Annotated in this window: 21 protein-coding genes and 6 pseudogenes; 19 read left to right on the forward strand and 8 right to left on the reverse strand. The window is 45.0% G+C overall.

Features of this window, described 5'->3' with window-relative positions; translation table 11 throughout:
* Positions 1-2: 2 nt before the first annotated feature.
* The 4 genes from AACL30_RS03885 to AACL30_RS03900 all read left to right on the forward strand — a co-directional run bounded on the left by AACL30_RS03885 (position 3) and on the right by AACL30_RS03900 (position 5,187).
* Positions 3-2,156, forward strand: coding sequence for an AAA family ATPase (locus tag AACL30_RS03885; RefSeq protein WP_422389569.1), 2,154 nt, complete (start codon positions 3-5; stop codon positions 2,154-2,156).
* Entirely contained in the window at positions 2,153-2,776 is a 624-nt protein-coding gene (locus tag AACL30_RS03890) for a DUF4255 domain-containing protein (protein ID WP_339057785.1), read from the forward strand. The genes AACL30_RS03885 and AACL30_RS03890 overlap by 4 nt, the downstream gene beginning before the upstream one ends.
* Before the next feature lie 56 nt (positions 2,777-2,832).
* Positions 2,833-4,035 carry a DUF4157 domain-containing protein gene (locus tag AACL30_RS03895; protein WP_339057786.1) on the forward strand — a complete coding sequence of 401 codons (1,203 nt, stop codon included), beginning with the start codon at positions 2,833-2,835 and terminating at the stop codon, positions 4,033-4,035.
* Between the two features lie 327 nt (positions 4,036-4,362).
* The gene (locus AACL30_RS03900; protein WP_339057787.1) at positions 4,363-5,187 is read left to right on the forward strand and encodes an N-acetylmuramoyl-L-alanine amidase; all 825 of its coding nucleotides are present in this window, start codon (positions 4,363-4,365) and stop codon (positions 5,185-5,187) included.
* Positions 5,188-5,661: 474 nt separating this feature from the next.
* Here AACL30_RS03900 and AACL30_RS03905 read toward each other — a convergent pair whose 3' ends face one another.
* Both AACL30_RS03905 and AACL30_RS03910 read right to left on the reverse strand, forming a co-directional pair.
* Positions 5,662-5,892, reverse strand: a complete 231-nt coding sequence (locus AACL30_RS03905) for a hypothetical protein (protein ID WP_339057788.1) — start codon at positions 5,890-5,892, stop codon at positions 5,662-5,664.
* A gap of 4 nt (positions 5,893-5,896) precedes the next feature.
* On the reverse strand, positions 5,897-6,058 hold the full coding sequence (locus AACL30_RS03910) for a MerR family transcriptional regulator (RefSeq protein WP_339057789.1): 162 nt from the start codon (positions 6,056-6,058) through the stop codon (positions 5,897-5,899).
* 137 nt (positions 6,059-6,195) lie between these two features.
* Between AACL30_RS03910 and AACL30_RS03915 the strand changes: the two are divergent.
* Both AACL30_RS03915 and AACL30_RS16360 read left to right on the forward strand, forming a co-directional pair.
* Positions 6,196-7,168: pseudogene (locus AACL30_RS03915) on the forward strand (IS701 family transposase).
* A gap of 181 nt (positions 7,169-7,349) precedes the next feature.
* Positions 7,350-7,500, forward strand: a pseudogene (locus AACL30_RS16360) (IS91 family transposase); the annotation flags it as partial.
* A 173-nt stretch (positions 7,501-7,673) separates the two neighbouring features.
* On the opposite strand, the gene traM reads toward AACL30_RS16360, so the two are convergent.
* From traM to AACL30_RS03930, 3 genes are all read right to left on the reverse strand, one after another.
* Positions 7,674-8,060, reverse strand: a complete 387-nt coding sequence (gene traM / locus AACL30_RS03920; protein ID WP_072550583.1) for a conjugal transfer relaxosome DNA-binding protein TraM — start codon at positions 8,058-8,060, stop codon at positions 7,674-7,676.
* Positions 8,061-8,806: 746 nt separating this feature from the next.
* A complete protein-coding gene (locus AACL30_RS03925; RefSeq protein ID WP_339057791.1) occupies positions 8,807-9,079 on the reverse strand; it encodes a hypothetical protein in 273 nt (90 codons plus the stop codon).
* A 744-nt stretch (positions 9,080-9,823) separates the two neighbouring features.
* The gene (locus AACL30_RS03930; RefSeq protein WP_339057792.1) at positions 9,824-10,846 is read right to left on the reverse strand and encodes an ISAs1 family transposase; all 1,023 of its coding nucleotides are present in this window, start codon (positions 10,844-10,846) and stop codon (positions 9,824-9,826) included.
* Positions 10,847-10,913: 67 nt separating this feature from the next.
* Between AACL30_RS03930 and AACL30_RS03935 the strand changes: the two genes are divergently transcribed.
* From AACL30_RS03935 to istB, 8 genes and pseudogenes are all read left to right on the forward strand, one after another.
* Entirely contained in the window at positions 10,914-11,219 is a 306-nt protein-coding gene (locus AACL30_RS03935; RefSeq protein ID WP_339057793.1) for a transposase, read from the forward strand.
* Between the two features lie 11 nt (positions 11,220-11,230).
* Complete coding sequence (locus AACL30_RS03940; protein WP_339058385.1) at positions 11,231-12,082, forward strand: IS3 family transposase; 852 nt, start codon at positions 11,231-11,233, stop codon at positions 12,080-12,082.
* An 87-nt stretch (positions 12,083-12,169) separates the two neighbouring features.
* Positions 12,170-12,667 carry a type IV conjugative transfer system lipoprotein TraV gene (gene traV, locus AACL30_RS03945; RefSeq protein ID WP_339057794.1) on the forward strand — a complete coding sequence of 166 codons (498 nt, stop codon included), beginning with the start codon at positions 12,170-12,172 and terminating at the stop codon, positions 12,665-12,667.
* Positions 12,668-12,678: 11 nt separating this feature from the next.
* Positions 12,679-15,270, forward strand: a complete 2,592-nt coding sequence (gene traC / locus AACL30_RS03950; RefSeq protein ID WP_339057795.1) for a type IV secretion system protein TraC — start codon at positions 12,679-12,681, stop codon at positions 15,268-15,270.
* Positions 15,252-15,677, forward strand: coding sequence for a type-F conjugative transfer system protein TrbI (trbI, locus tag AACL30_RS03955; protein ID WP_339057796.1), 426 nt, complete (start codon positions 15,252-15,254; stop codon positions 15,675-15,677). The genes traC and trbI overlap by 19 nt, the downstream gene beginning before the upstream one ends.
* Positions 15,674-16,288 (forward strand): annotated as a pseudogene (gene traW / locus AACL30_RS03960) (type-F conjugative transfer system protein TraW); the annotation flags it as partial. The gene trbI and the pseudogene traW, both read left to right, overlap by 4 nt.
* 212 nt (positions 16,289-16,500) lie before the next feature.
* A pseudogene (gene istA, locus AACL30_RS03965) lies at positions 16,501-17,100 on the forward strand (IS21 family transposase); the annotation flags it as partial.
* Between the two features lie 138 nt (positions 17,101-17,238).
* Complete coding sequence (istB, locus tag AACL30_RS03970; RefSeq protein ID WP_339057797.1) at positions 17,239-18,021, forward strand: IS21-like element helper ATPase IstB; 783 nt, start codon at positions 17,239-17,241, stop codon at positions 18,019-18,021.
* A 64-nt stretch (positions 18,022-18,085) separates the two neighbouring features.
* Here the strand turns inward: istB and AACL30_RS03975 are convergent, their stop codons facing one another.
* Both AACL30_RS03975 and AACL30_RS16365 read right to left on the reverse strand, forming a co-directional pair.
* A complete protein-coding gene (locus tag AACL30_RS03975; protein WP_339057798.1) occupies positions 18,086-18,250 on the reverse strand; it encodes a hypothetical protein in 165 nt (54 codons plus the stop codon).
* Positions 18,251-18,497: 247 nt separating this feature from the next.
* A pseudogene (locus AACL30_RS16365) lies at positions 18,498-18,593 on the reverse strand (IS982 family transposase); the annotation flags it as partial.
* A 15-nt stretch (positions 18,594-18,608) separates the two neighbouring features.
* Here AACL30_RS16365 and AACL30_RS03980 point away from each other — a divergent pair.
* Positions 18,609-18,746: pseudogene (locus AACL30_RS03980) on the forward strand (IS110 family transposase); the annotation flags it as partial.
* A gap of 466 nt (positions 18,747-19,212) precedes the next feature.
* On the forward strand, positions 19,213-19,650 hold the full coding sequence (gene tnpA, locus AACL30_RS03985) for an IS200/IS605 family transposase (protein ID WP_339057799.1): 438 nt from the start codon (positions 19,213-19,215) through the stop codon (positions 19,648-19,650).
* 257 nt (positions 19,651-19,907) lie between these two features.
* Here the strand turns inward: tnpA and AACL30_RS03990 are convergent, their stop codons facing one another.
* On the reverse strand, positions 19,908-20,468 hold the full coding sequence (locus AACL30_RS03990) for a coiled-coil domain-containing protein (protein WP_339057800.1): 561 nt from the start codon (positions 20,466-20,468) through the stop codon (positions 19,908-19,910).
* A gap of 424 nt (positions 20,469-20,892) precedes the next feature.
* Here AACL30_RS03990 and AACL30_RS03995 point away from each other — a divergent pair, with 424 nt between their 5' ends.
* Genes AACL30_RS03995 through traF form a run of 3 tightly spaced genes read left to right on the forward strand, consistent with a single transcriptional unit; the run spans position 20,893 to position 23,698 of the window.
* A complete protein-coding gene (locus tag AACL30_RS03995) occupies positions 20,893-21,105 on the forward strand; it encodes a hypothetical protein (RefSeq protein WP_339057801.1) in 213 nt (70 codons plus the stop codon).
* Positions 21,102-22,931: a type-F conjugative transfer system mating-pair stabilization protein TraN gene (gene traN, locus AACL30_RS04000; RefSeq protein WP_339057802.1), complete on the forward strand. Its 1,830-nt coding sequence runs from the start codon at positions 21,102-21,104 to the stop codon at positions 22,929-22,931. The genes AACL30_RS03995 and traN overlap by 4 nt, the downstream gene beginning before the upstream one ends.
* Positions 22,931-23,698: a type-F conjugative transfer system pilin assembly protein TraF gene (gene traF, locus AACL30_RS04005; RefSeq protein ID WP_422389590.1), complete on the forward strand. Its 768-nt coding sequence runs from the start codon at positions 22,931-22,933 to the stop codon at positions 23,696-23,698. The genes traN and traF overlap by 1 nt, the downstream gene beginning before the upstream one ends.
* Positions 23,699-23,705: the final 7 nt, after the last annotated feature.

Here is a 23,705-nt window from a genome sequence, read left to right on the forward strand (position 1 = left end):
AAATGCCCCTCTCATTCTTTTCAAGCTCGTTTGAGCATTTGCTCACCGAGCTTAAGCGCATGGACGCTTTGATAAAAGCTTATGTAAAACAAGCAATCACAACACAAACGCATGATAATCCCTACCCCGGTTTGCAAGTGACGGCCCAAGAAGCGCAGGCGTTACTTAATGACACTGTGGGGCTGCCTTTTTGGCATACAGCGTATGCCGACATCGATTCTCCTTTGAGTCAATTCGCTCATGAACGCCAGGCGATTGACCAGGCGGTTGAGCAGAGTATTAAAAATCAGATCTCGCTACAGTTAATCGCTTTGCAGCAACGCTTTCAGTTAACACCTCAGGAGATTGACATTTTACTTATCTGTTTGACGGTAGAATGGGATGCCCGCTACGCGGTATTTTTCGCTTATCTGCACGATGATGTTAATCAAAAACGACCCACGATGGATCTGATTTTAAACCTATTAAGCCAAAGTTGGAGCGAAAAAGGGGCTATAAGACGGTGGCTTTCCCCTACTGCAACGCTGAGGCGTTACGCACTGATTGAAATCAACGAGCAAAACGGGGCGTCTTCTCTCAGCCGACCGGTCAATATCAGTGAGCGGATCACTCACTTTCTGCTAGGGCAAGAAGATTTACCGGCGGCGCTCAGCACAATAGTGTCGATTATGACACCCGATAAATCCTTATCGGCGTTAATATTGCCCGATGCCTTGCGTGATCGCCTCGATAACCTGCTCACACAGCACCGTGCTGAGCTTGCGCAGGCAGTGATTTATTTGCAAGGGGGCACTGGCGCGGGTAAACGAACGCTGGCGCAAGCCCTGTGCCATGCGTTAAAGATAACGCTAGTGGTGGTTGATTTACCGGCATTGATAAAAAGTCAATCGCAGGAGCGAGTAGCATTGATCTTACGTGAAGCCTATTTGCACAATGCCGCGATTTACTGGCGTGGCATGCCATCAGTCTTGCAGGCTGATCAACAAGACTGGCGCCAGCCAATCATGGCGGCTTCTAAGGCGTATCGTGGGCTTGTCTTTATGGACGGTGAGGCCAACTGGCCCTGGGCACAAACGAGGGTCCCCGAGAAGAGAATACTGACGATAAGCCTGCCGCCCTTAACCACACTGCAAAGGCAGGACTTATGGCAACGCGCGTTACCCCACCTTGATCAAAACACGGTCATAGACGTAGCGACGCGCTTTCGCTTTTCGCCTCGCCAAATTTTTTCAGCCGCACAGCTGGCTAAACAAGTTAGCCACGGGGATAATCCCCGTGATCTCAGCATCGATGACGTCTTTCATGCCTGCAAGTTACAAACCACACAGGCACTTTCAACCTTGGCACGTCCTTGTCAACCCAGTGTCCAGTGTCCCGAGATAATCTTACCTCTGTCTTGCCGGCAACAACTTGATGAATTGCTCCATCATGTTCAGTACGCCACCACCGTGTATGAACATTGGGGATTTGCTCGTCAGCTCACACGTGGGAAAGGATTAAGCGCGTTATTTTCCGGCCCCCCGGGAACAGGCAAAACCCTGGCGGCCGAAGTTGTCGCCGCTCGCTTGAAATTAACACTGTATAAAATTGATCTCTCCTCGATAGTCAGCAAGTACATTGGTGAAACCGAAAAAAATTTAGAGCAACTCTTTCTAGAAGCCGAAGCCCACCAGGGGATCCTCTTTTTTGATGAAGCGGACGCGTTATTTGGCAAGCGTAGTGAGGTGCAAAACGCCCATGACCGCTATGCGAATAGGGAGACCAGCTATCTCTTACAAAAAATCGAGGACTACCCGGGGATCGTTATTTTAGCCACCAATTTCAAACATAACATCGATGAGGCCTTTGTGCGCCGGTTGCAATTTTGTATCGATTTTCCTTTTCCGACTGCCGAGGAACGCCTGCAGATTTGGCAAGGGATTTGGCCCAAAGAAACCCCCCTTAGCACCGACATTAATTTCTCTACCTTGGCGACCCTTGAGATTGTGGGCGGTCATATTAAAAATATCGCCTTGGCGGCCGCGTTTAAAGCCGCCAGTACTCCCTCCACACCAAAAGGCGCTCAGGTGACCCTGACCCATATTAAAGCAGCGGCGCAAGGTGAGTTTAAAAAAATAGGCAAAATCATCCATCCAGAACAATGGGCTTCCCTATGATAAATGACCTCAATGACACACTCGCTGCCTTACTCGAGCAAGAACTCGCGTTGAAAGATTCAGGGATTAACGTTGTCTTTGCCGCGCCTGATACACGCTTTTTTCAAAAAATCACCCCGCCACTGATTGCTATCTTTCTTTATGATATTCGAGAAAATCTGGCGTTAAGGGTGAGTGAGCCTTTTGCCCAGCAAAAAACGGCGGGGGTTGACACCACCTCCGTCATCCGTTCACCGGTTTCTATCGATTATTCGTATCTGATTACGGCCTGGGGCAGCAACGGTAGTGAGACGGCGCCGGATAAAGACCAGCATGACATGCTAAGCCGTGTGCTTCATGCCTTATTACGCCATCCCATCTGGCCTGCTGCACGATTAAAAGGGCAGTTAGCGGCGCATCCTCTGCCGCGCGCCTTTGTCGCACAACCTGGCCATTCACACAATATGGCCGAGTTTTGGAGTGCCATGGGCGGGCACCCCAGAGCAGTACTGCATTACACGGTAACCGCTCCTCTACATGCACACGCCCCGATAGAAAACATCCCCGTGGTGAAAGTGGTCTCGCATCAGGCGAGCGAGAAACAAAAGCGTAACATAACATGGCCTACTAATCCGACTTGACACAGATAAACAAACGATTTTCCTAACCATGCAATCCTTATCGGAAGGAGCACATTATGGCAACGAATGAACATAAAACTTTTCAACAGGCGACTGCGCATAAACAGCCGCGCTTCCCACGAGCAGCCAATCGAATGCAGCATGCCTCTTCCCCTGCATTTCATCCCACTATTCCCTTGCAATTCCAGCGGAACCCACAGAACGTATTAGCGGCACAAAGCCTGATAGGTAATCGTGCTGTTGTACAGTTATTGCGCCAACAGCCGAGCCGAGACACGCAAACCACCAACAACACGCGTTTACCGGAGCCACTGAAAACCAATATGGAATCCCTCTCCGGCATCGATTTGAGTGAGGTGCAGGTACATTATCACTCGGAAAAACCTGCACAACTCCAGGCATTAGCCTATGCGCAAGCAGAGCACATCTATCTAGGGGCTGGACAAGAACGGCATTTGCCGCATGAGGCCTGGCATGTGGTGCAACAAAAGCAAGGGAGAGTGAAACCGACACTACAGATGAAAAATGGTATTTCTGTTAATGATAATCCTGCTTTGGAAAAAGAAGCAACACAGTGGGGGGAAAAAGCAATTCAGCGAAAATATGACGCTACTGCGCCATGTCCATTCAAGAAAGTCACAAAAGAATCTCAGGCAGTACAATGCGTAACAGGAAAAAATCCGAAATCAGTAACTGTGAAAAATAACGATGATCCACTTGAGGTTAAAATTAAACAGACTGAATTTCTCAAAGAAGGCACAATATTGTATAAATGTACAAGATTTGAAGATTATAGTGTTGATAAGGCACTTCAAGGAGACATCAACAATATCCGAGGATTGGCTAAAGACAAACCAAAGAAAGGCGATAGGGATTGGGTTGGTCAATATTTTGCGCTCGATAAGGAAATAGCTAAAGGGTACGGTGCGGAATATCTGGAGGACTCGGAAGGAACTGGAACAGTTTACCTACAAGTTGCAACAGTGAAAAAAAACATCCCTCTTCTTATTATGGAAAATAATGAGTATGGATCTGGAGATATCACCGGGAGAGCAAAAGCAAATCTAATGAAAGAATATTTGAATCTTTATCCAAATGAGCCACTGATACACACACTCAGTGACTTTAATTATGCCCTTCAATTTCCTCATGATCAGGAAGGAGGTAAAGAAGTGATCATGACTAGAGATTTATTGAAAAATCTGTTATTTAAAGAACCCGTGACGATAAAATATAAAAACTATTCTCTAAAGGATTGAATGAACATACTATTGGATTTTATTTCAGCAGGCTTTAATTAATATTTTAGAGAAAAATAAAGAAGCATTTTAAAATGAATTGAATTCATTAATTGAAATCGAAAGAGCAGCCGTGTCCGTTGAAAGAATGAGCTTAAAACGTGAACCACAAGACCTTTTAGAGGGTATAGCAAAAAAATCAAACAACGAATAACCTTGAAACACTTCGTGTTTTCTAATTTAACTCAGCGTAGTAAATTTGTACTTCATATTTCTACTCAATTATCTGCACAAGCAACATATCATTTTTTAATGCTCATTAGCGCCATAACTTATGAGTAAACCACTATGAATATCAATTTTAACACTTACCGATCATTGAGAAGACCTGACAAAGGTTACAATGACCGCATTCGCTTTCTGGTGATGCATTACACTGCGGCTAATTTTTCAGCTTCCGTAAACAGCTTAACGGGTGGAGCAGCCAGTGCGCACTATCTTGTCCCCGACCCAACGGATCCTTCGTATATCGCTGCCGGTTTTAAGGATCAACAAATTTTTAACCTGGTGGATGAAAAAAACCGTGCTTGGCATGCCGGCGTCAGCACCTGGGGAAATCGCACCAACCTTAACGATAGCGCGATTGGGATCGAGATAGTGAATCAGGCGACGGATGTACAAGGTGTATTCACCTTTCCGCCTTTTAATGACCGCCAAATAGAGGCAGTGAAAACATTATCCTTGGATATTCTCCAACGCTACTCTGACATCTCTCCCACTCACGTGGTTGGTCATGCTGATATTGCGGTGGGACGTAAAAGTGACCCTGGTGCTGCGTTTCCCTGGAAAACACTCTTTGATGCGGGTGTAGGCGCATGGTATGATGAGGAAATAAAATCTGCTTATATGGAGCAGTTCACTACAACCCCATTAACTCAGGCTGACGCGTTGATCCGTTTTAAAAAATACGGTTATGATACCAGTGGCGCCGCGACTGATTCAGCTGTCTATAAAAAACTTGTCCGTGCCTTTCAACTGCATTTTCGTCAAAGCCGCTATGATGGCGAACTCGATACAGAAACGAGTGCTGTATTAGCGGCATTAGTGAAAAAGTATTTCAATTATCCGGCAGAAAACCCAACCACCGCCCAGAATACCGGCAGTGTCATTTAGCAACCACTCAGCAAAATCTCTGATTTGTTTGACATTATCATGAACTGACGGCAGATCATCTTAGAATCATTACGAATAAACTCGGCTTAACGGAAAATAGTTTGTTCAGTAGTTAAAGTAATCTTAGATAATGCTTCATATTGGATACCGAACAATTCATTTTCTATAGATAAATTATATCTTAAAGTTTATCGTGACATTGTTTGGGTTCATTCATTAGCCTTCTATTAAATTTTGTTCGATAGTGCTAAATTGGAACTCTACCTAAGGTCATTACTTTTTTTATACATCGTTAACAAATGAATTGCGTATCTGAAATACCATCAATTTTCTCGTCAGTGTTCATGTCTTCGCTAAATAACACTCTGCAACTTGCAACTTTTGCACTAGCAAGCACGATAGCATCGTAAAACGCGACACGGCGAGTTTGGTGTAAGTCGATTCCGGCACGAATGATAACTGGAGTCACTTGAATTACTTCAAACTGTTCTTATAAATCGAGCTGTGCCCTAATGTATTGCGGAGAAAGCTTGAGTTTTTTAGAGCAACATTGCAATATTCCTGAAGTACTTGGGTGGAAAGTACGCCACTTGCGTCTTCATAAAGCTGTTTAAGCAAGGAAAGTGCTGCTTTCTGCTTCTCCGGAGCGTCACTGGCCTCAGCGTAAACAAGGATGTTGGTGTCAATAAAGCTGCGATTTGCCATACGATTAACGCTCATTGGCTTCGTCGCGATTAAATTGCCAACCATCAAGCTTGGCGGATGACTGCAAACAGCGAGCCTCAAACTGTGTCCATTGCTGATTACGGCAGGCGCTACCTGCTAACTGTTCCAGGTAGTCACGTACAAGCTGGTTAAGGCTTTTACCCATTTTTTGAGCTGCGTCACGCGCCCGCTGCGCAACTTATTTGTCTACAGAAAGAGTGATATTCACGGCTGATCTCCATTAATTTAGGACTTACGCAATTTTCACCTAAAATAGAATAAAGATTCTGTAGGGTGTCACAAATGAAACCAAGCCGCTTAAACTACTGCCAGTATCTGATGGTAAGCCAGATAAATTACACCTTGACGAATTTTGCTGATCACAGGCAAGACATGAGTCACGATGCGATTACCCGCTATTTGCGAAACGACCACGTAACTGGGAGCGCTTTGTGGACGCAAGTAAGGGACAATATGGAGTTGTCTCCAGACGGCTATGTTGTGTTCGACGACACAGTACTAGACAAAAACTTTTCGCACCAGATTGAATTGGTACAACGTCAATACAGTGGTAACGCACACCGCGTCATCGAAGGCATCGGCGTCGTAAATTGTGTACGTCAATCCCAGCACGGAACAATTTTGGGTCATTGATTTTCGTATTTACCCTCCTGATGGTGATGGCAAATCTAAACTCGACCCTGTACAGGATATGCTAAACAACGTAGTACGGCATAAGTGCCTACCCTTTGCCGCCGTGTTGATGGATACAGGGCACGCCACTAAGAAGATGAGGCTATTTATCGAATCGTTGCACCGATGTGACTACTGTCCACTGAAAAACAATCGTTTGGTGGATGATTCAGGCGGGGTAAATCCTTATCGTCACGTGGATCCTCTCGCCTGGAACGAAGATGAACTGACCCAAGGAAAGACGATCAAGATCAAAGATTTTGCAAAAATGCATAAGGGGCAAGTGTTCCGGGTTGTGGTGTCTACACACCGCACGGATTTTGTCGCCACTTACGACCTTTCTCAGGATCCTACCTCGGGCACACACCCAGTGTGTGGCTGGCGATGGAAGATTGAGCAGTTTCACCGTGAAGCAAAACAACTCACTGGACTCGAAAAATGCCAATGTCGCCATGCTCGGATCCAACGCAATCATATTGCGTGCGCTTTTCTAGTCTGGGCTCGATTGGCTCAAATTGCTCGAAGTACAAGCAAAACGCTTTATCGTATTAAGCAGGGGTTGCTCGATGATTATCTTTGTTAGCAGCTCAAAAAACCTTCGATTATTATGCTATTTGCGTAAGTCCTAAATTTAGTATATTGACACATATTATGTGCGCACACTTATTTTTTCAAGAAAAAATAATATGTCACATGATACAGGTCACAGAGGTTTATGGTCGCTGAAGTCTAGCTGGGGTCGTGTAGAGGCATTTACTTGACATTTTATCAGCTGTATTCCTGATAAACATTTTAGAATGGCTAGATATTATGGCTTTTTAGCCCCATTGTGGTAATCGACTGCTTCCGGTTATCACTGCCCTGTTGGGGCAGGAAAGAGAAAAAAAGGGCAAAATAACCTACGCTGCTACGATTTTACTGAATAAGACTACTTATTCAAATTTATATTTATCAATATTTTATTAATTTGGTCTATATTTTTTATAAAATTAAATTATTACTAGCCAAATTTTAATAGTTAAAATGAAAATTACTTTCATTAATAAATTTATATATTTTATAAAGAAAAAATAGCAATAAGACTCATGTTAAGTATTTTCTCCATCTGTTGGGAATAATTTATTAACAACTTCAGCTGTATCATTACGTATCGTTTTAGCCATTAGTTGGAAATTAAATTTTTCATTTTTTTGTATTTCAGACATAAATGAATTCATACCTAATAACTTCTGACAAATAAAATTTGTTTTTACCATATTCTCTAACATGACTTTGTTCAACTCTGTTTGATTAAAGTTACTTTCCGTTTTTCTCTGCTGCAATTCATAGACTTTTAAACCTAACTCTATGAGCATGGAAGTTGTATTAGACGTATTAACTTCATGTTTTTTTGCTCCATCGTTACGTTTATTAAAAACAATCGTGTTTATTTTTTCTAAAATAGTCTTATTGATAAAAACCTGAAGTTTTGGCATGGTTAATCTCGATTAAAATCTAAAAAATAGAGTCTATTATAGATTCTTGCGAACTAATATACCAGAAAAAACAGAATCTAAATATAGCGTGTATTCGAGATCATGATATACATAATTTATTGTTATAAAATAAAAATCTATATAGATTATAAATAAAGTCTATTTATGGATAAAAAGTGAAAATGCATAAAAATTTTAAACATTAATGCATTGAAAATTAAAAAGAATCATGTAAGATAAAATCTTGCGAAGGGTGTGTGTGTGTGTGTGTGTGGATATTTTTTCGTTAAAGAGGAGGTTCTTATTAATCCTGTTTAAGATTGAATTTTATGTATGACACGAGTTTAAATTTTAAAGAAAAAGTTAAGGAGCTTAGCTGTTTTTATAAAAATACAAATTATTATTTTAGCTGTTTATTAAAAATAATGTTAATACTGAATTCAATATTGACAGATGAAACCTACTAATCATACAAACTCATGTGGGAGATCTGTATTCTATCCTACCCAATTTACAGCGTTGTACAAAGTATTTTCTTAACTTACTCCTTTGGATCTTTTAGCCTAATTTATCAATATGACATAGCGTTTTTATAGTAATTTATTAAGCGTAAATAGCATATGACAAAATCAATTATTTTGGCCGGTAGACGACAATTAAAATGGCCGCCTATTTTTTCACTATGCAATAAAAAACTTGTTGCTTAATAGTAAAATAAGCGGTCTGTTTTGGTAATGAACTGAATTTCAAGCCATTCTGAGATGGAAATTCCAGATGCCAGTGCTGGGAAGGATGAAAGTCTCGTCAATAAAAGGTCGGCGATTACGTAAAGATTGAGTCATACACCCGAGTCGCTTGATTCCTGTGATGGCGTATTCAACGGTCATACGAATACTCGAAATAATCTTGTTTTCTTGTTTCTGTTCAAAAGACAAGGGCGTTTTTAGTGTAGAGCCTGAAGCGGTGGTAATGGATGCCTGGTATTCCAGTTTGAGTAATCTCAAGGCCATTTGTTCCATAACTGGATTTGGATCACCACGCTGAGAAAGAACCGGATTGTCAATTGTAACGTAACATTAGCCTCACTCGGTATTCCAGAAGAAGCGCTTTCAGTGTACCTGCGGAGCTATGGCTGGGGTAACCGTCTTCAAGTTTGTGGCCAAACACGGTCGCATTGATTATGTTACAACGAACAAAGAGAACCCCCTCCCGGGGACAGATGAGTGCTGTCACCGAGGCCCGTTGGTCTGTTGAAGTTTATCATCGGGAAATCAAACAAGCTTAAGTGGCCGCCATGAAAAGATCGGAGGTAGGCTCGTTTCCCGCTTGTATTGTAAATACAAATCGGGTATAAGTTATTTAAGCTGCTGCTGTTATGTTATAAGCTTGTCTAGGCAAGCCTTTCATTTTTTATCACTTAAAAACCCCTTTTTCATTCTCATTATTGTGCTAATGCACTCAATCAATAACGCCTAGTAATGTGTCGGATGAGTGTATGCAGAGGTTTGCTAAGCATTAATAGTGTTGATATTAAGGTTTATTGGTTATTTTTTGCAAGTGGGGGCAGGATCAGGGCGTTTTCATGAATGTTTTTTGTTCAGTTAATAGCCTGCCGATAAAGTAAGACAAAAAGAGGCATTGAGGAGTGAATGGATAAACAGCTTAGATAAGTTGGTTTTAGTCGTCTGTACAAGTAATACAGCCCCTTTTTCGGGCACCAAAAATCCCAGCTGCGCCGATTATTGAACGAAAAACAACACTATTTAACCAAAAAGTAATTCGACAAGCGCCTCTCTGTCCCAGCTAATCCTCTTCAGCCTGGTTCTGACGCTTTCCTTTTTTCCTTTTTGGGGCTTAGAATTCACCAGGTTCAGAAGAAAGCGCCTCATCCTGGCAAAATTCTCCGCCGAGTTCTCTTCGTATTTTTTGTCGTTATCGTCATTGAGATGGACATCTAGTAGCCAGTGGTAACTTTCAATCTCCCAATGTTTACGGACATAACCCGGCAACCCTGGGTGGCTTGCATCATGATCGGTAATGTAATAACGCCAGTTGGCGTTTACCTTAGGGCTGTGCTGCTGTGAAACGATGCTTTCAACGGCCACACAAGTTTTCAGTTTAGCGGGTCCCTTGGCACAAATGCTATCTGGTAGGGCAAAGGTGAAATACCGTCGCCTGATACACCGGCCATGCCCGTCATCGAAACTGTCCGAGACAAGGTTGTTAATTTTATTTCCCTTTTCACTGGCATAGTTGAGCACGGCTTGATACAGCGAAGGCTGATTTCTTTTTAGACCGACAATATAATGCGCATCCTGTGCCAGAATGGCGTTAATAACGGTGTCATTGCATCCGATAGCATCGATTGACACGGTCGCTCCTTCTAACTCCAATAGCGCAAGCAGTACAGGAATAGCTGTGATTTCATTGGATTTGCTGTTGGTTTTTACTTCACCTAGCGTCAGACGATTTTCGACGCTAAAAGCACTCACCATCTGCATCGCAGTGACGATTTTGGCATGACAATGACTGCCTCGAAGAGTTTTTCCATCGATAGCGACGTGATCTTCAGGTTTCCTGACGGGGTGATGACTGTCTACGATGCCTCGCAGCAATAACTGAAAGTCAGCAGGTTTTATTAGCATAAAGAGACGGCGAATGGTGCTATAACTCGGGATACCCTGTGACATATCAACATAATTGTTTAGCCAAGCCTGGTGCGTCTCTGACCAGGTAATGATTTGCCCCCATGTTTCTGCGCCGGAGCAGACTGAGCAGATAGACATAATGTAATGGTCTACTGTTTCCGGACACTTCTAAAGACCGCGAGTAAAATGTCTCTAGGAGAAAAAAATGAACAATAAAATTAAGCAAGCGAAATACAGTCTGGATTTTAAACAAGACGCCGCAAATTTAGTCATGGAAAAAGAATATACCTGCCAACAGGCGGCAGCCAGTTTGGGTGTTTCGTTAAGTGCGATAAGACGCTGGGTCAAAGCTGAAAAGGGAACCCTATCCCGCGCAGGCTCTGAGCAAGCGAGTCTGAGTCTGGCCGAGCGTGAAGAATTAATTCGCCTGCGCAAAGAGCGCAATAACTTATTGATGGAGCGTGAAATTTTAAAAAAAGCGGCGGTCTTCTTTGCGAAAGAAAACGGATAAGATTTCAGTTTATTCGTGAGCAAAAGAAGACCTATCCAGTGCGCTTGTTATGTCGTGTGATGAAGGTCAGTCGCAGTGCTTTTTATGAATGGAAAAGAAAGTCCCCTCAGGTAACCTCTCCAGCCATGATGGCATTGGAGCGGACGACGGTTAGAATATTTAATGAGCATAAACAAACACTGGGTTCACGCAGGTTGAAACTGAAATTAAATCTGGCAGGCTTTCAGGTCGGTCGCTTTAAAACACGTCGTTTAATGGCTTCGCTATCATTAATCGCCCGTTATCCGAAGCGTTACCGGGTGACAACAGACAGTCAGCATAACCACACGATTGCCCCCAATCTGCTGGATCGGCAATTTACCGTGAACACACCCAATAAGGTGTGGACAACTGATATCACCTACATCCGTACCTATCAGGGTTGGCAGTATCTCGCTATCGTAATGGATTTATACTCACGCCAAATAGTTGGCTGGACCCTGGCAGCGCATATGCGGACTGAGCTCTGTTTAGCGGCTCTACAAATGGCGTATTGGCGTAGAAAACCCAATAAGGGGCTAATTCACCACTCAGATAGAGGCAGTCAGTACACCTGTCGTGAATACGGGCAGCATCTGTCGGTTAGGGGCATGCAGGCAAGCCACAGTAGAAAAGGCCAGTGCTGGGATAATGCCCCCACAGAGCGCTTCTTCCGCAGTCTGAAATATGAATATTTGCACTACGAAGTGCTGAAGGGGCACCATGATGCCAACCTAAGTGTGTTGGACTATTTGGCTTATTACAATAGTAAACGTCCCCACAGTGTACTGGGATATCTTTCTCCCATGGAGTTTGAGCGAATACCATTAATCAAGGTGTCTTAAAAAAGTGTCCGATTTTACTTGACCACTACACTAAATACATTAAAAGTGGGCGATTTAATTCCGCCGGCAGGGCAATAAGGAGCACGCATGAAGCATTTTTTTTTACTCGCTGTGGGGGGCAGTATTTTGCTACTGACAGGCTGTGCGGGGGTCAGTGGTGATTTTGAGTGTGATGCCACCACGCGCGATCGTTGTATGACGATGGAGCAAGCCAATCAAAAAGCACGTCAGCAGGAAAAAACCAGCAAGGGAAAACAAGCGGTGGCCAGCCTGCCTGGCCTGGTTAACCTGTCACCATCGGCTTCTGATGCGGCACCTGCTGTATTACCATCGCGTCAACAAACGGAGATGTTAACCGCTACGGTATTACCTCCAATAACAGCCTCCCCCCTTTTAGCCGCACCACAGTGTCCAGCACATCGCTGTCATCTCAAGAAAAAAATGCGTGCCCAACGTACCACAGAGAAGATAGCGCACCTCTGGATTGCCCCGTGGATCGACGCAGAGGGAGCATTGCACCAACCGGGCAAGATTTCGTTTGTCGTCGGCTCTGCTCACTGGCAGTTACCACAGGCAATGGATTAAGGGGGAAGAGGATGGAACGTTTACTTGATGCGGCGAATCGTTTGATACAGGCGTTTAACACGCCGGACGGGGCAACACAGGCCAATAAAACCCTAGGTGAAATGAACTACCCACAGCTAAGCAGCCTGCTGCCTTACCGTGACTACGACGCGGAGAGTGGCTTGTATATGAATAACGCCTCTATCGGTTTTATGCTGCAAGCGGTGCCGCTGATGGGGGCCAATGAACACATCATTCAGGTATTGGATGACTTGGTCAAAAGCAAGTTACCGCGTCATACACCTATTGCCTTCCATTTCGTCTCCAGCAAGGTCATTGGTGAGCAAATTGACGCCGGTATTGCTGATTTCCGTTGGCAAGGCACGCAAGCGGAACATTTTAACCGTATTACTCAAGCATTTTATCACCGTGCCGCCCAGCAGCACTTTAACAGCCCCACCCACTTACCGCTGACGCTGCGGGATTACCGCCTTTACCTCTCTTATTGCCAAAAAACGAAAAAACGAGACAGTGCCACCCTCATGGCGTTGACCCACTTGCTGAAAGTGATCCGGGCCTCGTTGGATTCAGCCAAGATTGGCACGCAATCCGTATCACAGACTGATTTTGTCAACATTATTAGCCAGATGGTCAATCATCGTCCCGATGCGCTTTACACGGATCCGATCAATGTCAGCACTTATGATGATCTTAATCGCCAGTGTGTAGACAGCAGTCTCGATATCGTCGTCAAGCCGGATCATCTGTCATTGACCCTGAATAAACCCACAGGGAGAAAATCTTGTGCACGGGTCATGAATTTCATGCTGGAGAGCAACCCTGATTTATTTTTCCTGTGGCAAGGCGGCGACAATATCAGCAATTTGCTCAGCCCTGACTTGAGTATTGCCAGTCCCTTCGTCATGACCTTTATCCTGGAAGCAGAAGATCAGGTTAACACGCAAAATGAAGCCACGCGTAAATTTATCGATCTGGATAAAAAGGCGAATTCCCCCTATGCCAAATTATTTCCCAGTGTAGGCAGGCAAGCCAAAGAGTGGGGAGCGTTGCGTGAGCGATTGAACAGTAATCAATCCTGCGTAGTACGGTATTTTTTCAATATCACGACCTTCTGCCCCGATGAGGATGAAGCCGCCTTGGTGTGTGAACAACAAGTCATTAATACGTTTAAAAAAAATGGTTTACGTCTGTATTCGCCGCGTTATATGCAGATGCGTAATTACCTGGCGATGTTCCCTTTTGTCGCTGGAGAAGGGCTATGGCAAGACATTAAAGCCAGCGGCGCCACCTGCCGCGCTGAAAGTACCCAGGTGGTCAATCTTTTGCCCATCGTGGCGGATAACCGTTTGTGCTTTCGTGGCCTGCTGGCACCGTCTTATCGCAATCAACTGGCTTTCCTCGATATCTACGGTGAAAGACTCGGAAACACCAATTACAACATGGCGGTAACGGGAACCTCCGGGGCAGGCAAAACCGGTCTGGTGCAGCCTATTTTACGCAGCGTACTGGATTCCGGTGGCATCGTATGGGTATTTGATATGGGGGACGGTTACAAATCATTTTGCGAAAATGTCGGTGGTGTGTACCTGGATGGGCAATCCCTTAAATTTAACCCCTTTGCCAATATCAGCAATATCAGTGAGTCTGGTGAACGTATTCGTGATCAATTGGCGGTGTTAGCCAGTCCGAATGGCACGCTGGATGAAGTACATGAAGATTTATTGCTAAAAGCCGTGATGAGCGCCTGGAACAGTAAGCAACAAACTGCCCGTATTGATGATGTGGTCGATTACCTGAAAACCGCCCGCAATGCGCCCCATTACGTCAATGCCGAGCGTATTACCGGGCGTATGGACGAAATTATCGAATTGTTAGAAAAGTACAGCGCACAGGGTATTTACGGTGATTATTTTAACAGTGATCAGCCTTCTCTGAGCGGTGATGCCAGGATGGTGGTGCTGGAGTTGGGCGGTTTGCAGGATAAACCGGCGTTGCTGGCGGCGGTGATGTTTTCGCTGATCATTTATATTGAAGACAAAATGTATCACAGCCCGCGTGATCAGAAAAAATGTTGCACCATTGATGAAGGGTGGAAACTGCTGAACTTCAAAAATGCCAAAGTCGGCGCCTTTATCGAAACGGGCTACCGTACCGTGCGTCGCCATCTGGGTTCATTTATTACTATCAGTCAGAACATCAAGGATTTCGATGCCGATGATGCGTCGACGGCGGCTAAAGCCGCGTGGGGGAATTCTGCTTTTAAGTTAGTGCTGAAACAAGATGCGGCCGAATTCAAAGCCTATAACCAAAGCCACCCGGATCAGTTCAGTGAACTGGAACGTTTAGTTATCAGTCGATTTGGTGATGCAAAAGACCAATGGTTTAGCGCTTTTATGCTGCGCATTAATGATAGTCGTTCATTCCATCGATTGTTTGTCGATCCCCTCAGTCGCGCTATGTTCAGCTCGAATGGGCGTGATTTTGAATTTATCCGTGATCAACGCCGCAAAGGGGTAGATATCCACACCGCAGTTTATGCCTTGGCACAACGTAACTTCCCTGAGGAAATGGAGGCGCTGGAATTATGGTCAACAATAGCGTAACCCCAATTGAAATGATGCTCCCTAAAAAAGTAGATAAAAAGTGGAGCAAACGTCGTCGTCGTTGTGTCAAGCCGGTGGTTATCGTGATTGCCTGCATGATGGTACTGAATGCGGCTGTTGCGCTGTTGCTGATTCAGTGGCAATCGCCGGTCATTGTGACCTTTGATATGAAGGAGACCGTGGATAGCTTTATGGATCAAAGCGCTAAAACGCGCTTGTCACCGGCGCAAACGGAGCAATTGGCGAATCGTTTCAATCGAGCACTGGACAGCAGCCTGGCTGAATATCGAAAAACACAGCGAGCGATCATTCTGGTAGCGCCTTCTGTGGTCAGTGGTGCGCGTGATATTACCGCAGCGGTTCAACAAGACATTGCTCGCCGTATGCGGACGGGTCGTGACGAATGAAGCCGTTATGGCTGGTTATGATCACACTGGTTTGTTCGCCCCTCGCCCAGGCGGTTGATTTGGGGACATGGGGGGATTTATATCCGATAGCGGAGCCTGACATGCTGATGACCATTTATAACCGCCTGCACGACATGGAGCAGCGTGGTGAATTGGCCAAACAGCAGGCGGCCTTTAAACAGCGCGTGATTGAAAATAGCCTGCGGCCTGCACCGGTAACGGGGCTGACAGTAGCGCAAGAAAACAGCACGCATTATGTCGATCCCTCTTTTGTTGTCAGCCAGGATATGGCTGACCATCAAGGTTGCATTTTTGCCCATAAAGGTGAGCGGCATAACCCGCTGGAATTCGTGCCCTTTATGCAAACGCTTTATTTTATTGACGCGGACGATCCGCGCCAAATGGCTTGGCTGAAGCAGCAAAAACCCGCCACCTCAGTGAGTAAAGTGATCTTGGTGAAGGGAGAGATTCGTGCAAGCACTCGGACTCTCGATACCCGTATTTACTTTGACCAACAAGGGATAATGAGCCGCAAGTTTGCGCTTACTGCGGTACCGGCTCGCGTGACGGCGTCAAAAGAGGGCAAACGTCTGCGTGTAGATACTTTTAGCAAAAGCGCGAATCTTATTGGCATGCTCAACCAATACGGGTACCTGTTGGGCGCGCAGTGCTTTGACAAGGGGTCGTTCATACCCCCCGGTGGCTTCACAAAGAACGAGTGTCACCAGCAATGTAAAACTGACCGACTAACGACAATTGAAAATTGACCCACCTGAGGAAAAATAGTCGCCTTTTTGACATAGAAATTGGCGGTGTAAATAAAATGCTGACTCAGGAGTTACTAGTGGAAATTCACGTGTTACATCGGCAAGGGATGGGTATTCGAGCCATCGCTAAACAGCTTCAGCTATCACGTAATACGGTACGCCGTTATTTACGGAACATCGCCAAAACACCGCGTTACAGCCGGCGTGAGGCACAGTTGTCAAAACTGGACCCCTTTAAGTTTTATTTACTCGAACGGATTGAAGCAGCCAAACCTTACTGGATCCCCGCTACTGTGTTATTTCGCGAACTTCAAGCGCGAGGTTATGAGGGAAAAGAAGGTATCCTGAGGAATTATATCCGGCAGTTTAAAACCAAAACGGATGAACCGGTACAACGCTTTGAACCCCCCGCCGGCAAACAGTTGCAGGTAGATTTTACTACCCTTCGACGGGGAAAAAAGAAGCTCAAAGCGTTTGTCGCGACCCTGGGATATAGCAGGGCAACGTATGTTCTGTTTAGCCAATATGAGCGACAAGAAGATTGGTTACGGGGCATTGAAGCGGCGCTGGATTATTTTGGTGGTGTACCACAGCAAATCCTGTTCGATAACGCCAAATGCCTCATGATTGAACGCGATGCCTTTGGTGAAGGAAGAACGCCAACGTTTACAGCCACTGCCGGTTAAGTCTCCTACAGACAGCCTGTTACCTGCATTAACACGACACCAGGTCATACCGACAGAAAGTTTGCAGCATCCCTTATCGGTCTACGACCAATTACTCGGAGTCGCATCATGAACTTACAGATGGAGCGTATTGGGCAGGCTTGTGACACACTCAAATTGCCGGCTATTGCTCGTGAGTGGTCTGCTATCGCTGACCGAGCTGCTGGTCAGGAAATGTCATTCGCCGCATTCCTGGAGGATATTTTGCAGCTTGAAGTTAACGCGAGAAGGCAGCGTACACGAGACATGCTACTGCAAATGGCGGGGCTTCCCGCGATTAAGCATTTTGATGACTATGATTTCCGCTTCGCCACGGGGGTCCCGCGTAAACAGCTTCAAGAACTCACCAGTTTGGCTTTTATCGAACGGGCTGAAAATATTGTGCTTCTGGAACCCAGTGGCGTCGGTAAAAGTCATCTCGCCATCAGTCTGGCTTACCAAGCCATTACGCGGGGTACCAAAGTCCGCTTTATCAGCGCAGCAGAGTTAATGCTACAACTGGGCATAGCAAAGAAACAGGAACGGCTGGAGGCTTACCTGAAACGGAGTATTTTGTCGCCAAAGCTGCTCGTGATTGATGAAATTGGTTATCTCCCATTTGGACGGGCAGAGGCTAATCTATTTTTCAACGTTATAGCCAAACGCTATGAACAAGGGAGCGTGATGGTGACCAGTAATTTGCCTTTTTCACAGTGGGCAACAGCCTTTGCAGATGATCAAACCTTAACTGCTGCTTTACTGGACAGGTTACTGCATCATGCGCACATCGTCCAAATCAGCGGTAACAGTTACCGATTAAAGGGAAAAAAAACAGCAGGAATTGTTCCTATAACCGATCTAGAAAAAGGCTAATTTTTGAATGAAAAACACTCAGAGTGGGTCAATTTTATATTGCCGTTTTTACCCTGTTAGTGGGTCAAAATTCGATTGCTGTTGACACGAGTTCAACATCCCTGTTTTTTTTGATTTCTTGCACCCCTTTTTTTATTAATGAAGGCGAGTTTGAAAGGGGAGTGACTTTATCTGAAAAGCACACATCAAGCGTTACTTTTCCAACATCAATACCAATATAGTCTCCCATGTTGGTCTTTCCTTTTGTATAATCAAATTGAAAAAAATAATAGGCTTCTTCCCTACTTGTAATTCGAGGCGTCTTAAACCCTCATGACATCTGTTCGGAACCGGCTTATTCAAAATAGGATAGAGGGTCATGACTGAGGTACGCTGCTTAATCACCCTGTTCGGAGAACGACCCCTCTATCCACCTATTAAGTTGATCAAAATTAACAGGCAATTTCAATATACAAGTTCGGGATAAGCCGATTATTTTATAATGTGACGATATTTGAAGAATGCAGCGCCAATTTAGGTTTGGATGGAGTAAGGCAGTAAGCGACGATGCCGCCGAGTAAATTAACGATAAAAGCTGGAATAAACCCCTGGCTGACTTTTACCATCGGCTTCGTGCCAAGGGAAAGTGCGGTAAAGTGGCTATTGTTGCCGTTATGCATAAATTGGTCGCTATCGTGAGTAGCGTTTATAAACGAAAATCGCCTTGGGTTGAAAATCTTGCTTAATTCTCTTGATTTCTAATACAGATGCTGAGGTTTGTTAAAAACGGCGGCTGATCGATGAAAAAAAGCGGCAGAACAAGGTGGTATAGGGGGATCAGGATGATTTGCTGGGTATTTGCTGTCAGTAGTCAAGCCAATGATCAGTATAAGCAGAATAGGTTAAAAAATATACTTTTATTATTCGGCAACATGCTTATGGTTTAAAAGGCAATTCACTTTCAAAAAGCTGGCTTCGGTCGGCTTTTTTAATACCTGAATTCCAGGATCGAGAAGATAGAAAAAACTATCGATGAATATGATCGTCTATTCACACCATAATAGTTGCTCGAATGACACCATAATTATCGGTAACTTTAGATAGGTAAGCCACTGGTTTGACCAGTGAGACGCTCAAGGCTAGGCCTTTAGATTTAGTGATGATGTTGTCAAAATAAGCCTGTGAGCTTGACGGTTACACAGGAGAAATGAAATGACAACATCATCGTACGAGAGTTTAAGTCACTCAAAATGGGACTGCAAATACCATCTTATTTTTGTACGGAAGTACAGGAAGAAAATGTTATACGGTAAGATACGGCAATTTCTTGAGCCGTTATTCCATGATTTAGGGAAGCACAGAAGTTGCAGGATACTGGAAGGACACATGGTGCAGGATCATGTCCACATGCTGATTGCGATTCCGCCAAAGTATTCAGTAGCAGAGGTTATCGGGTATATAAAGGGCAAGAGTGCAATTGCGGTAGCAAGGCAATTTGGTGGAAGAAAAAGGAATTTCAATGGAGAGCGTTTCTGGGCTCGTGGTTATGCGGTTTCCACAGTTGGTTTTGAAGAAGCGAAAATAAAAGAATACATCCGGAATCAAGAGCAACTCGATACAAAAGGGGCTGATGAGAGAGGTGATTTTTAAAATTTAATACCAAACGTTCATGAATGGCAGCCCTAGGGGCTGCTCAAAACCGTCAAGCTCCCCGCTTTGCGGGGACGGTATGACTTTTCAGTACGAGCAGATACGCTAACGTATGCATGAGAAATATCGAGTCGGCTATGGGATAAAACCAGAACGCTATTCTAAAATCGAAAGAGGGTGGGGCGTGCGAGGTTCAAACCTGCGACCAAAGGATGAGTGCACTTGCTCTACCAACTAAGCTAACGACCCACATAGGATCAAAAGGGCATTTTAAGGACGGTAAGAATCACACCAACAGCAACCACTAACATACCACCGAGCTTGATGGTTGTTTGCATGCCACTCTTTTCGATATCCTTACGCATCAGGGACATTTCAGTCATGAAATCTTTGCGGACATCGGCTATCTGGGCATCAGTTTTCTCGAAACGTGCTGCCATATCTTTACGGACATCGGCTATTTGGGCATCGGTTTTCTCGAAACGTGCCTCCATATCTTTACGGACATCGGCTATCTGGGCATCGGTTTTCTCGAAACGTGCCTTCATATCTTTACGGACATCGGCTATCTGGGCATCGGTTTTCTCGAAGCGAAATTCCATATCCTTGCGTACATCAATAATATCACGCTTGACTTCGGCAATATCACCAGACAGCTCTTTACGCACGTCTTCAAGGTCACGTCGGGTAGCGACATCAACAGCCTCGTGCGACTCACGAAAGATTTCTGAAAAAGCCTCAGCCTGATTAGTCGAAATCCCCGTTTTTTCAAGTTTTTTAAAAATTTTATGGGTATCAACAAATGTAGCTTGGTTCATTGAGACGTTCCCCTTATGTGTTTGCTCTAGTTTAATCGATAAGCCCGCCAACCTGCAAAGGTTCAATGAGTAACCACAGGGCAATCACATCAAAATTAATAACATTTGCAAAATCAAACAGTTATTTTTATTTTACGCTTCCTAAGGATATGGAAATTATTATAATAATCAATAAATTACAATTTTGATGCGATTCCCCTGGATTAACCAAGCCTACATCACTATTTCATAACAAAACATCGTTTCACTAAGGAGCATTAATCACGTCTAAAACAAACCTGTCCACCATCATACCTCAATGTAAGCATTATCCTCCCGGTAAAGTAGCAGGGCTCCATTTATCGTTATTATTTGTGGAGATTTTCTCATGCCAAATGTAGTCATTATCGGATAATATCATTAAGCAACTCGTTTAGTACATAATATGTTAATTTTATTGCTAGTCAGTCCAATCGATCCGATGTCATTTCGCACCTACGGTATCACCGCCGTACCGACACTGGTTGTCACCTGTAAGGCACATTTTGATCGTGTGTCAGGCAATATTCGCCTAACCGCGGCGCTGAAAAAGGTGGCTGAATCGAATCAATGCGCCCAAACCGCACAGGCTTTGTTAAAAACGGCGGTTGATCGATGAAAAAAAGCGGCAGAACAGCATGGCATAGGGGGATCACGATGATTTGCTGGGTGTTTTCCTTTACTAGTCAAGCCAATGATCAGTATAACCAGGGGGCAGATTATGCTCGTCAGGTACAAAATCAAGGTACCGCTGCCATGCAAGCGTTTAAGCCCAATGCGGTGTTACCTTATTACACCCCAGAGGCACCGGAAAAAAACCATTACGGCGGTGTGACGTCACCAGGTGCGGATCTCGCCTTACAAGGTAATGCCGCGTTAACGGGATCGGATGTTGGCAAAGCAATTACCGCTTCTTTGCTCAATAATCCAAAAGAAAAGCTCTCAATGGAGGCGCCTTTTATCTCTGCGGGCAAAGCGGCACAAAATACCGCTGAGCAAGTGACAGACGGGCGTTTTGACGGTTGTCAGATGCAAAGCGTTTCTCACACCGAATTCACCCAGCATGTTTGTAGCAGAGATACACGGGTTGAGCAGGCCTGTAGCCGGAAAGCTACCATCACCGGGGAGTGGACAAACCGTGTTAAGGTGGTTACGCGCTCTTACAACCTTGAAAACCTCCCTTTTTACCCTAAAAATAGAAAGGTTCACGCTGTGATCACACCTGATGTGACAGGAGACATCATCGAAGCGAGGTACCGCTATGAAAATTGGGCTAGCAATTTTGTACTGACAATAAAGCTGTTGGGAACCTCCTTTATTTACCGAACCTGGGGTAGTGCTAACGAACCATTTTGGCCAACGGTGACAAAATTGCAGGCGGGAAAGCCATTTGAAATAGTACACTCACAGTACCGCTATAATGATATGTTTTTGTTTACGATCCCTCTACCCGTCACCATAACGCTCACCATTAAAGCGGATCATCCTGTTTTTACTCCCCGTATTGCCTGGTCAGAACACTGCCCCTTCAGCAAGTTGGAGGGGGCGTTAAGCAAAACCGAGTGTATCGAGAAGGGGGGTGATCGCACGCTGCACAGGGAAGGCAAGGCTTATACCCTTTCCAGCGACTGCTGGGCTTATCGCGATAGCTATATCACTCAAGCTGCGACGCACGGGACGTGCGCCGAGTATGTTAACAATTCTGCCTGCACGCTTGCTACGCGCCAATGTGACTACCGTCTTGACGGCTTTTGTCTGCACGAAAACCTGACTTATTCTTGTGAGCATAAAACCGCGCGGACAGGCATGTTATGTGGCGGCCAATTTTTTTGTCAGGATGGCCGTTGTGCTCAATCCGCGGCAGCTAAAAATACGCTGTTTCAGCAAGCGGTTGCAGAATTAGCGGCGGTGGCGGCGGCAGGCAAAGATGTCGCCACCTCAAACAGTACAGATATCAAGGCGTTTACCGGTAGGCCGCAATCGTGCAAGAAGTTTGCGGTGGGTTTTAACAACTGTTGTCAGGATACGGGTTGGGGCAATGATCTCGGTTTAGCGCATTGCAGCAGTGAAGAAAAAGCATTAGGCCAGGCTAAAGCACGTAGGCTCACTGTGGATGTGGGTGAATATTGCAGTAAAAAAGTCCTTGGCGTATGCCTGGAAAAAAAACGCAGCTACTGCCTGTTTGACTCTACATTAGCGCAAATTGTTCAGCAGCAAGGCCGCCAATGGCAGTTAGGTATCGGATTTGGTGAGGCTAAATCGCCAGATTGCCGCGGTATTAGTGCCAATGAATTACAACGTATTCGTTTTGATAATCTGGATTTCAGTCATTTCTATGCGGATCTGCAAAAAGGTTCAAACATTCCCGAAGATAACCCGCTTATGCAACGGGTTCAACAACACATGCAGCATCAGATTAATCGCCGTAGCACGGGAGGAAAATGATGCGCTGTCAAACATTAATTCTGTCATTAGTACTGAGCACGCTAAGTTATCCTCTATTGGCACAGATCGCTGAAATTCAACATTTTGATAGGCATACCCCGCAAGGATGGCACTGGTATAACGAAGCACAGGACAATGAGGTTGAATTTGAGTCGAATCGCCCCCTGTTGACACCCTCTCAGCAAAAAAAGCGGTTACAGCAAGCCACCCAAGTCGCGTTGGATACGGCGATTTTATACCCGACGCCGGAGAATTTTAGGCATTACATGACATGGCAGAATTTTTGGACAGCGAAAGCCGGTGAGTTCAGTCAAATGGCGAAACAAGCGATGTTGAAATACCCCGATCTGGATTACAACCTGCAATACAGTCACTACAACGGCACAGTGAAAACCCAGTTAGCCCGTGATCGTGAAAAAGAAAAAGCAGCTATCTCAACATTGGCTTCACGTTATGGTGTGTTTTTCTTTTACCGAGGCAAGCAAGCGCTCGATGGTCAAATGGCCAGGGTGATAAAAAATTTTGTGCAGGAAAATCGACTGGCCGTCGTTCCCGTCTCGGTAGATGGTGTGATTAACCCTGCCTTGCCGCGTAGCCGTTTGGATAGGGGTCACAGTCGGCGTATGGGGATCGCCCATTTCCCTGCCCTATTTTTAGTCGATCCTAAAGATCAACGTTATCAGCCTCTGGCGTATGGTTTTATGACGCAAGATGCGCTGGCGCGGCAATTTCTGGCGGTTGCCACGGGTTTTAAACCCCATTTTTAAGGAAGGG

This window comes from Candidatus Regiella endosymbiont of Tuberolachnus salignus, assembly GCF_964020115.1.
Classification (GTDB): Bacteria; Pseudomonadota; Gammaproteobacteria; order Enterobacterales; family Enterobacteriaceae; genus Regiella; species Regiella insecticola.

What these genes read in the sequence shown, in the direction of transcription:
- AACL30_RS03885 (WP_422389569.1), top strand. Translation starts at nt 3, where the DNA reads ATGCCCCTCTCATTCTTTTCAAGCTCGTTTGAGCATTTGCTCACCGAG.
- tnpA (WP_339057799.1), top strand. Translation starts at nt 19,213, where the DNA reads ATGACAACATCATCGTACGAGAGTTTAAGTCACTCAAAATGGGACTGC.
- AACL30_RS03975 (WP_339057798.1), bottom strand. Translation starts at nt 18,250, where the DNA reads ATGGGAGACTATATTGGTATTGATGTTGGAAAAGTAACGCTTGATGTG.
- AACL30_RS03890 (WP_339057785.1), top strand. Translation starts at nt 2,153, where the DNA reads ATGATAAATGACCTCAATGACACACTCGCTGCCTTACTCGAGCAAGAA.
- AACL30_RS03930 (WP_339057792.1), bottom strand. Translation starts at nt 10,846, where the DNA reads ATGTCTATCTGCTCAGTCTGCTCCGGCGCAGAAACATGGGGGCAAATC.
- AACL30_RS03990 (WP_339057800.1), bottom strand. Translation starts at nt 20,468, where the DNA reads ATGAACCAAGCTACATTTGTTGATACCCATAAAATTTTTAAAAAACTT.
- AACL30_RS03935 (WP_339057793.1), top strand. Translation starts at nt 10,914, where the DNA reads ATGAACAATAAAATTAAGCAAGCGAAATACAGTCTGGATTTTAAACAA.
- AACL30_RS03995 (WP_339057801.1), top strand. Translation starts at nt 20,893, where the DNA reads ATGTTAATTTTATTGCTAGTCAGTCCAATCGATCCGATGTCATTTCGC.
- istB (WP_339057797.1), top strand. Translation starts at nt 17,239, where the DNA reads ATGAACTTACAGATGGAGCGTATTGGGCAGGCTTGTGACACACTCAAA.
- AACL30_RS03900 (WP_339057787.1), top strand. Translation starts at nt 4,363, where the DNA reads ATGAATATCAATTTTAACACTTACCGATCATTGAGAAGACCTGACAAA.
- AACL30_RS03925 (WP_339057791.1), bottom strand. Translation starts at nt 9,079, where the DNA reads ATGGAACAAATGGCCTTGAGATTACTCAAACTGGAATACCAGGCATCC.
- traC (WP_339057795.1), top strand. Translation starts at nt 12,679, where the DNA reads ATGGAACGTTTACTTGATGCGGCGAATCGTTTGATACAGGCGTTTAAC.
- AACL30_RS03905 (WP_339057788.1), bottom strand. Translation starts at nt 5,892, where the DNA reads ATGGCAAATCGCAGCTTTATTGACACCAACATCCTTGTTTACGCTGAG.
- traV (WP_339057794.1), top strand. Translation starts at nt 12,170, where the DNA reads ATGAAGCATTTTTTTTTACTCGCTGTGGGGGGCAGTATTTTGCTACTG.
- trbI (WP_339057796.1), top strand. Translation starts at nt 15,252, where the DNA reads ATGGTCAACAATAGCGTAACCCCAATTGAAATGATGCTCCCTAAAAAA.
- traF (WP_422389590.1), top strand. Translation starts at nt 22,931, where the DNA reads ATGCGCTGTCAAACATTAATTCTGTCATTAGTACTGAGCACGCTAAGT.
- traM (WP_072550583.1), bottom strand. Translation starts at nt 8,060, where the DNA reads ATGCCAAAACTTCAGGTTTTTATCAATAAGACTATTTTAGAAAAAATA.
- AACL30_RS03910 (WP_339057789.1), bottom strand. Translation starts at nt 6,058, where the DNA reads ATGGGTAAAAGCCTTAACCAGCTTGTACGTGACTACCTGGAACAGTTA.
- AACL30_RS03895 (WP_339057786.1), top strand. Translation starts at nt 2,833, where the DNA reads ATGGCAACGAATGAACATAAAACTTTTCAACAGGCGACTGCGCATAAA.
- traN (WP_339057802.1), top strand. Translation starts at nt 21,102, where the DNA reads ATGAAAAAAAGCGGCAGAACAGCATGGCATAGGGGGATCACGATGATT.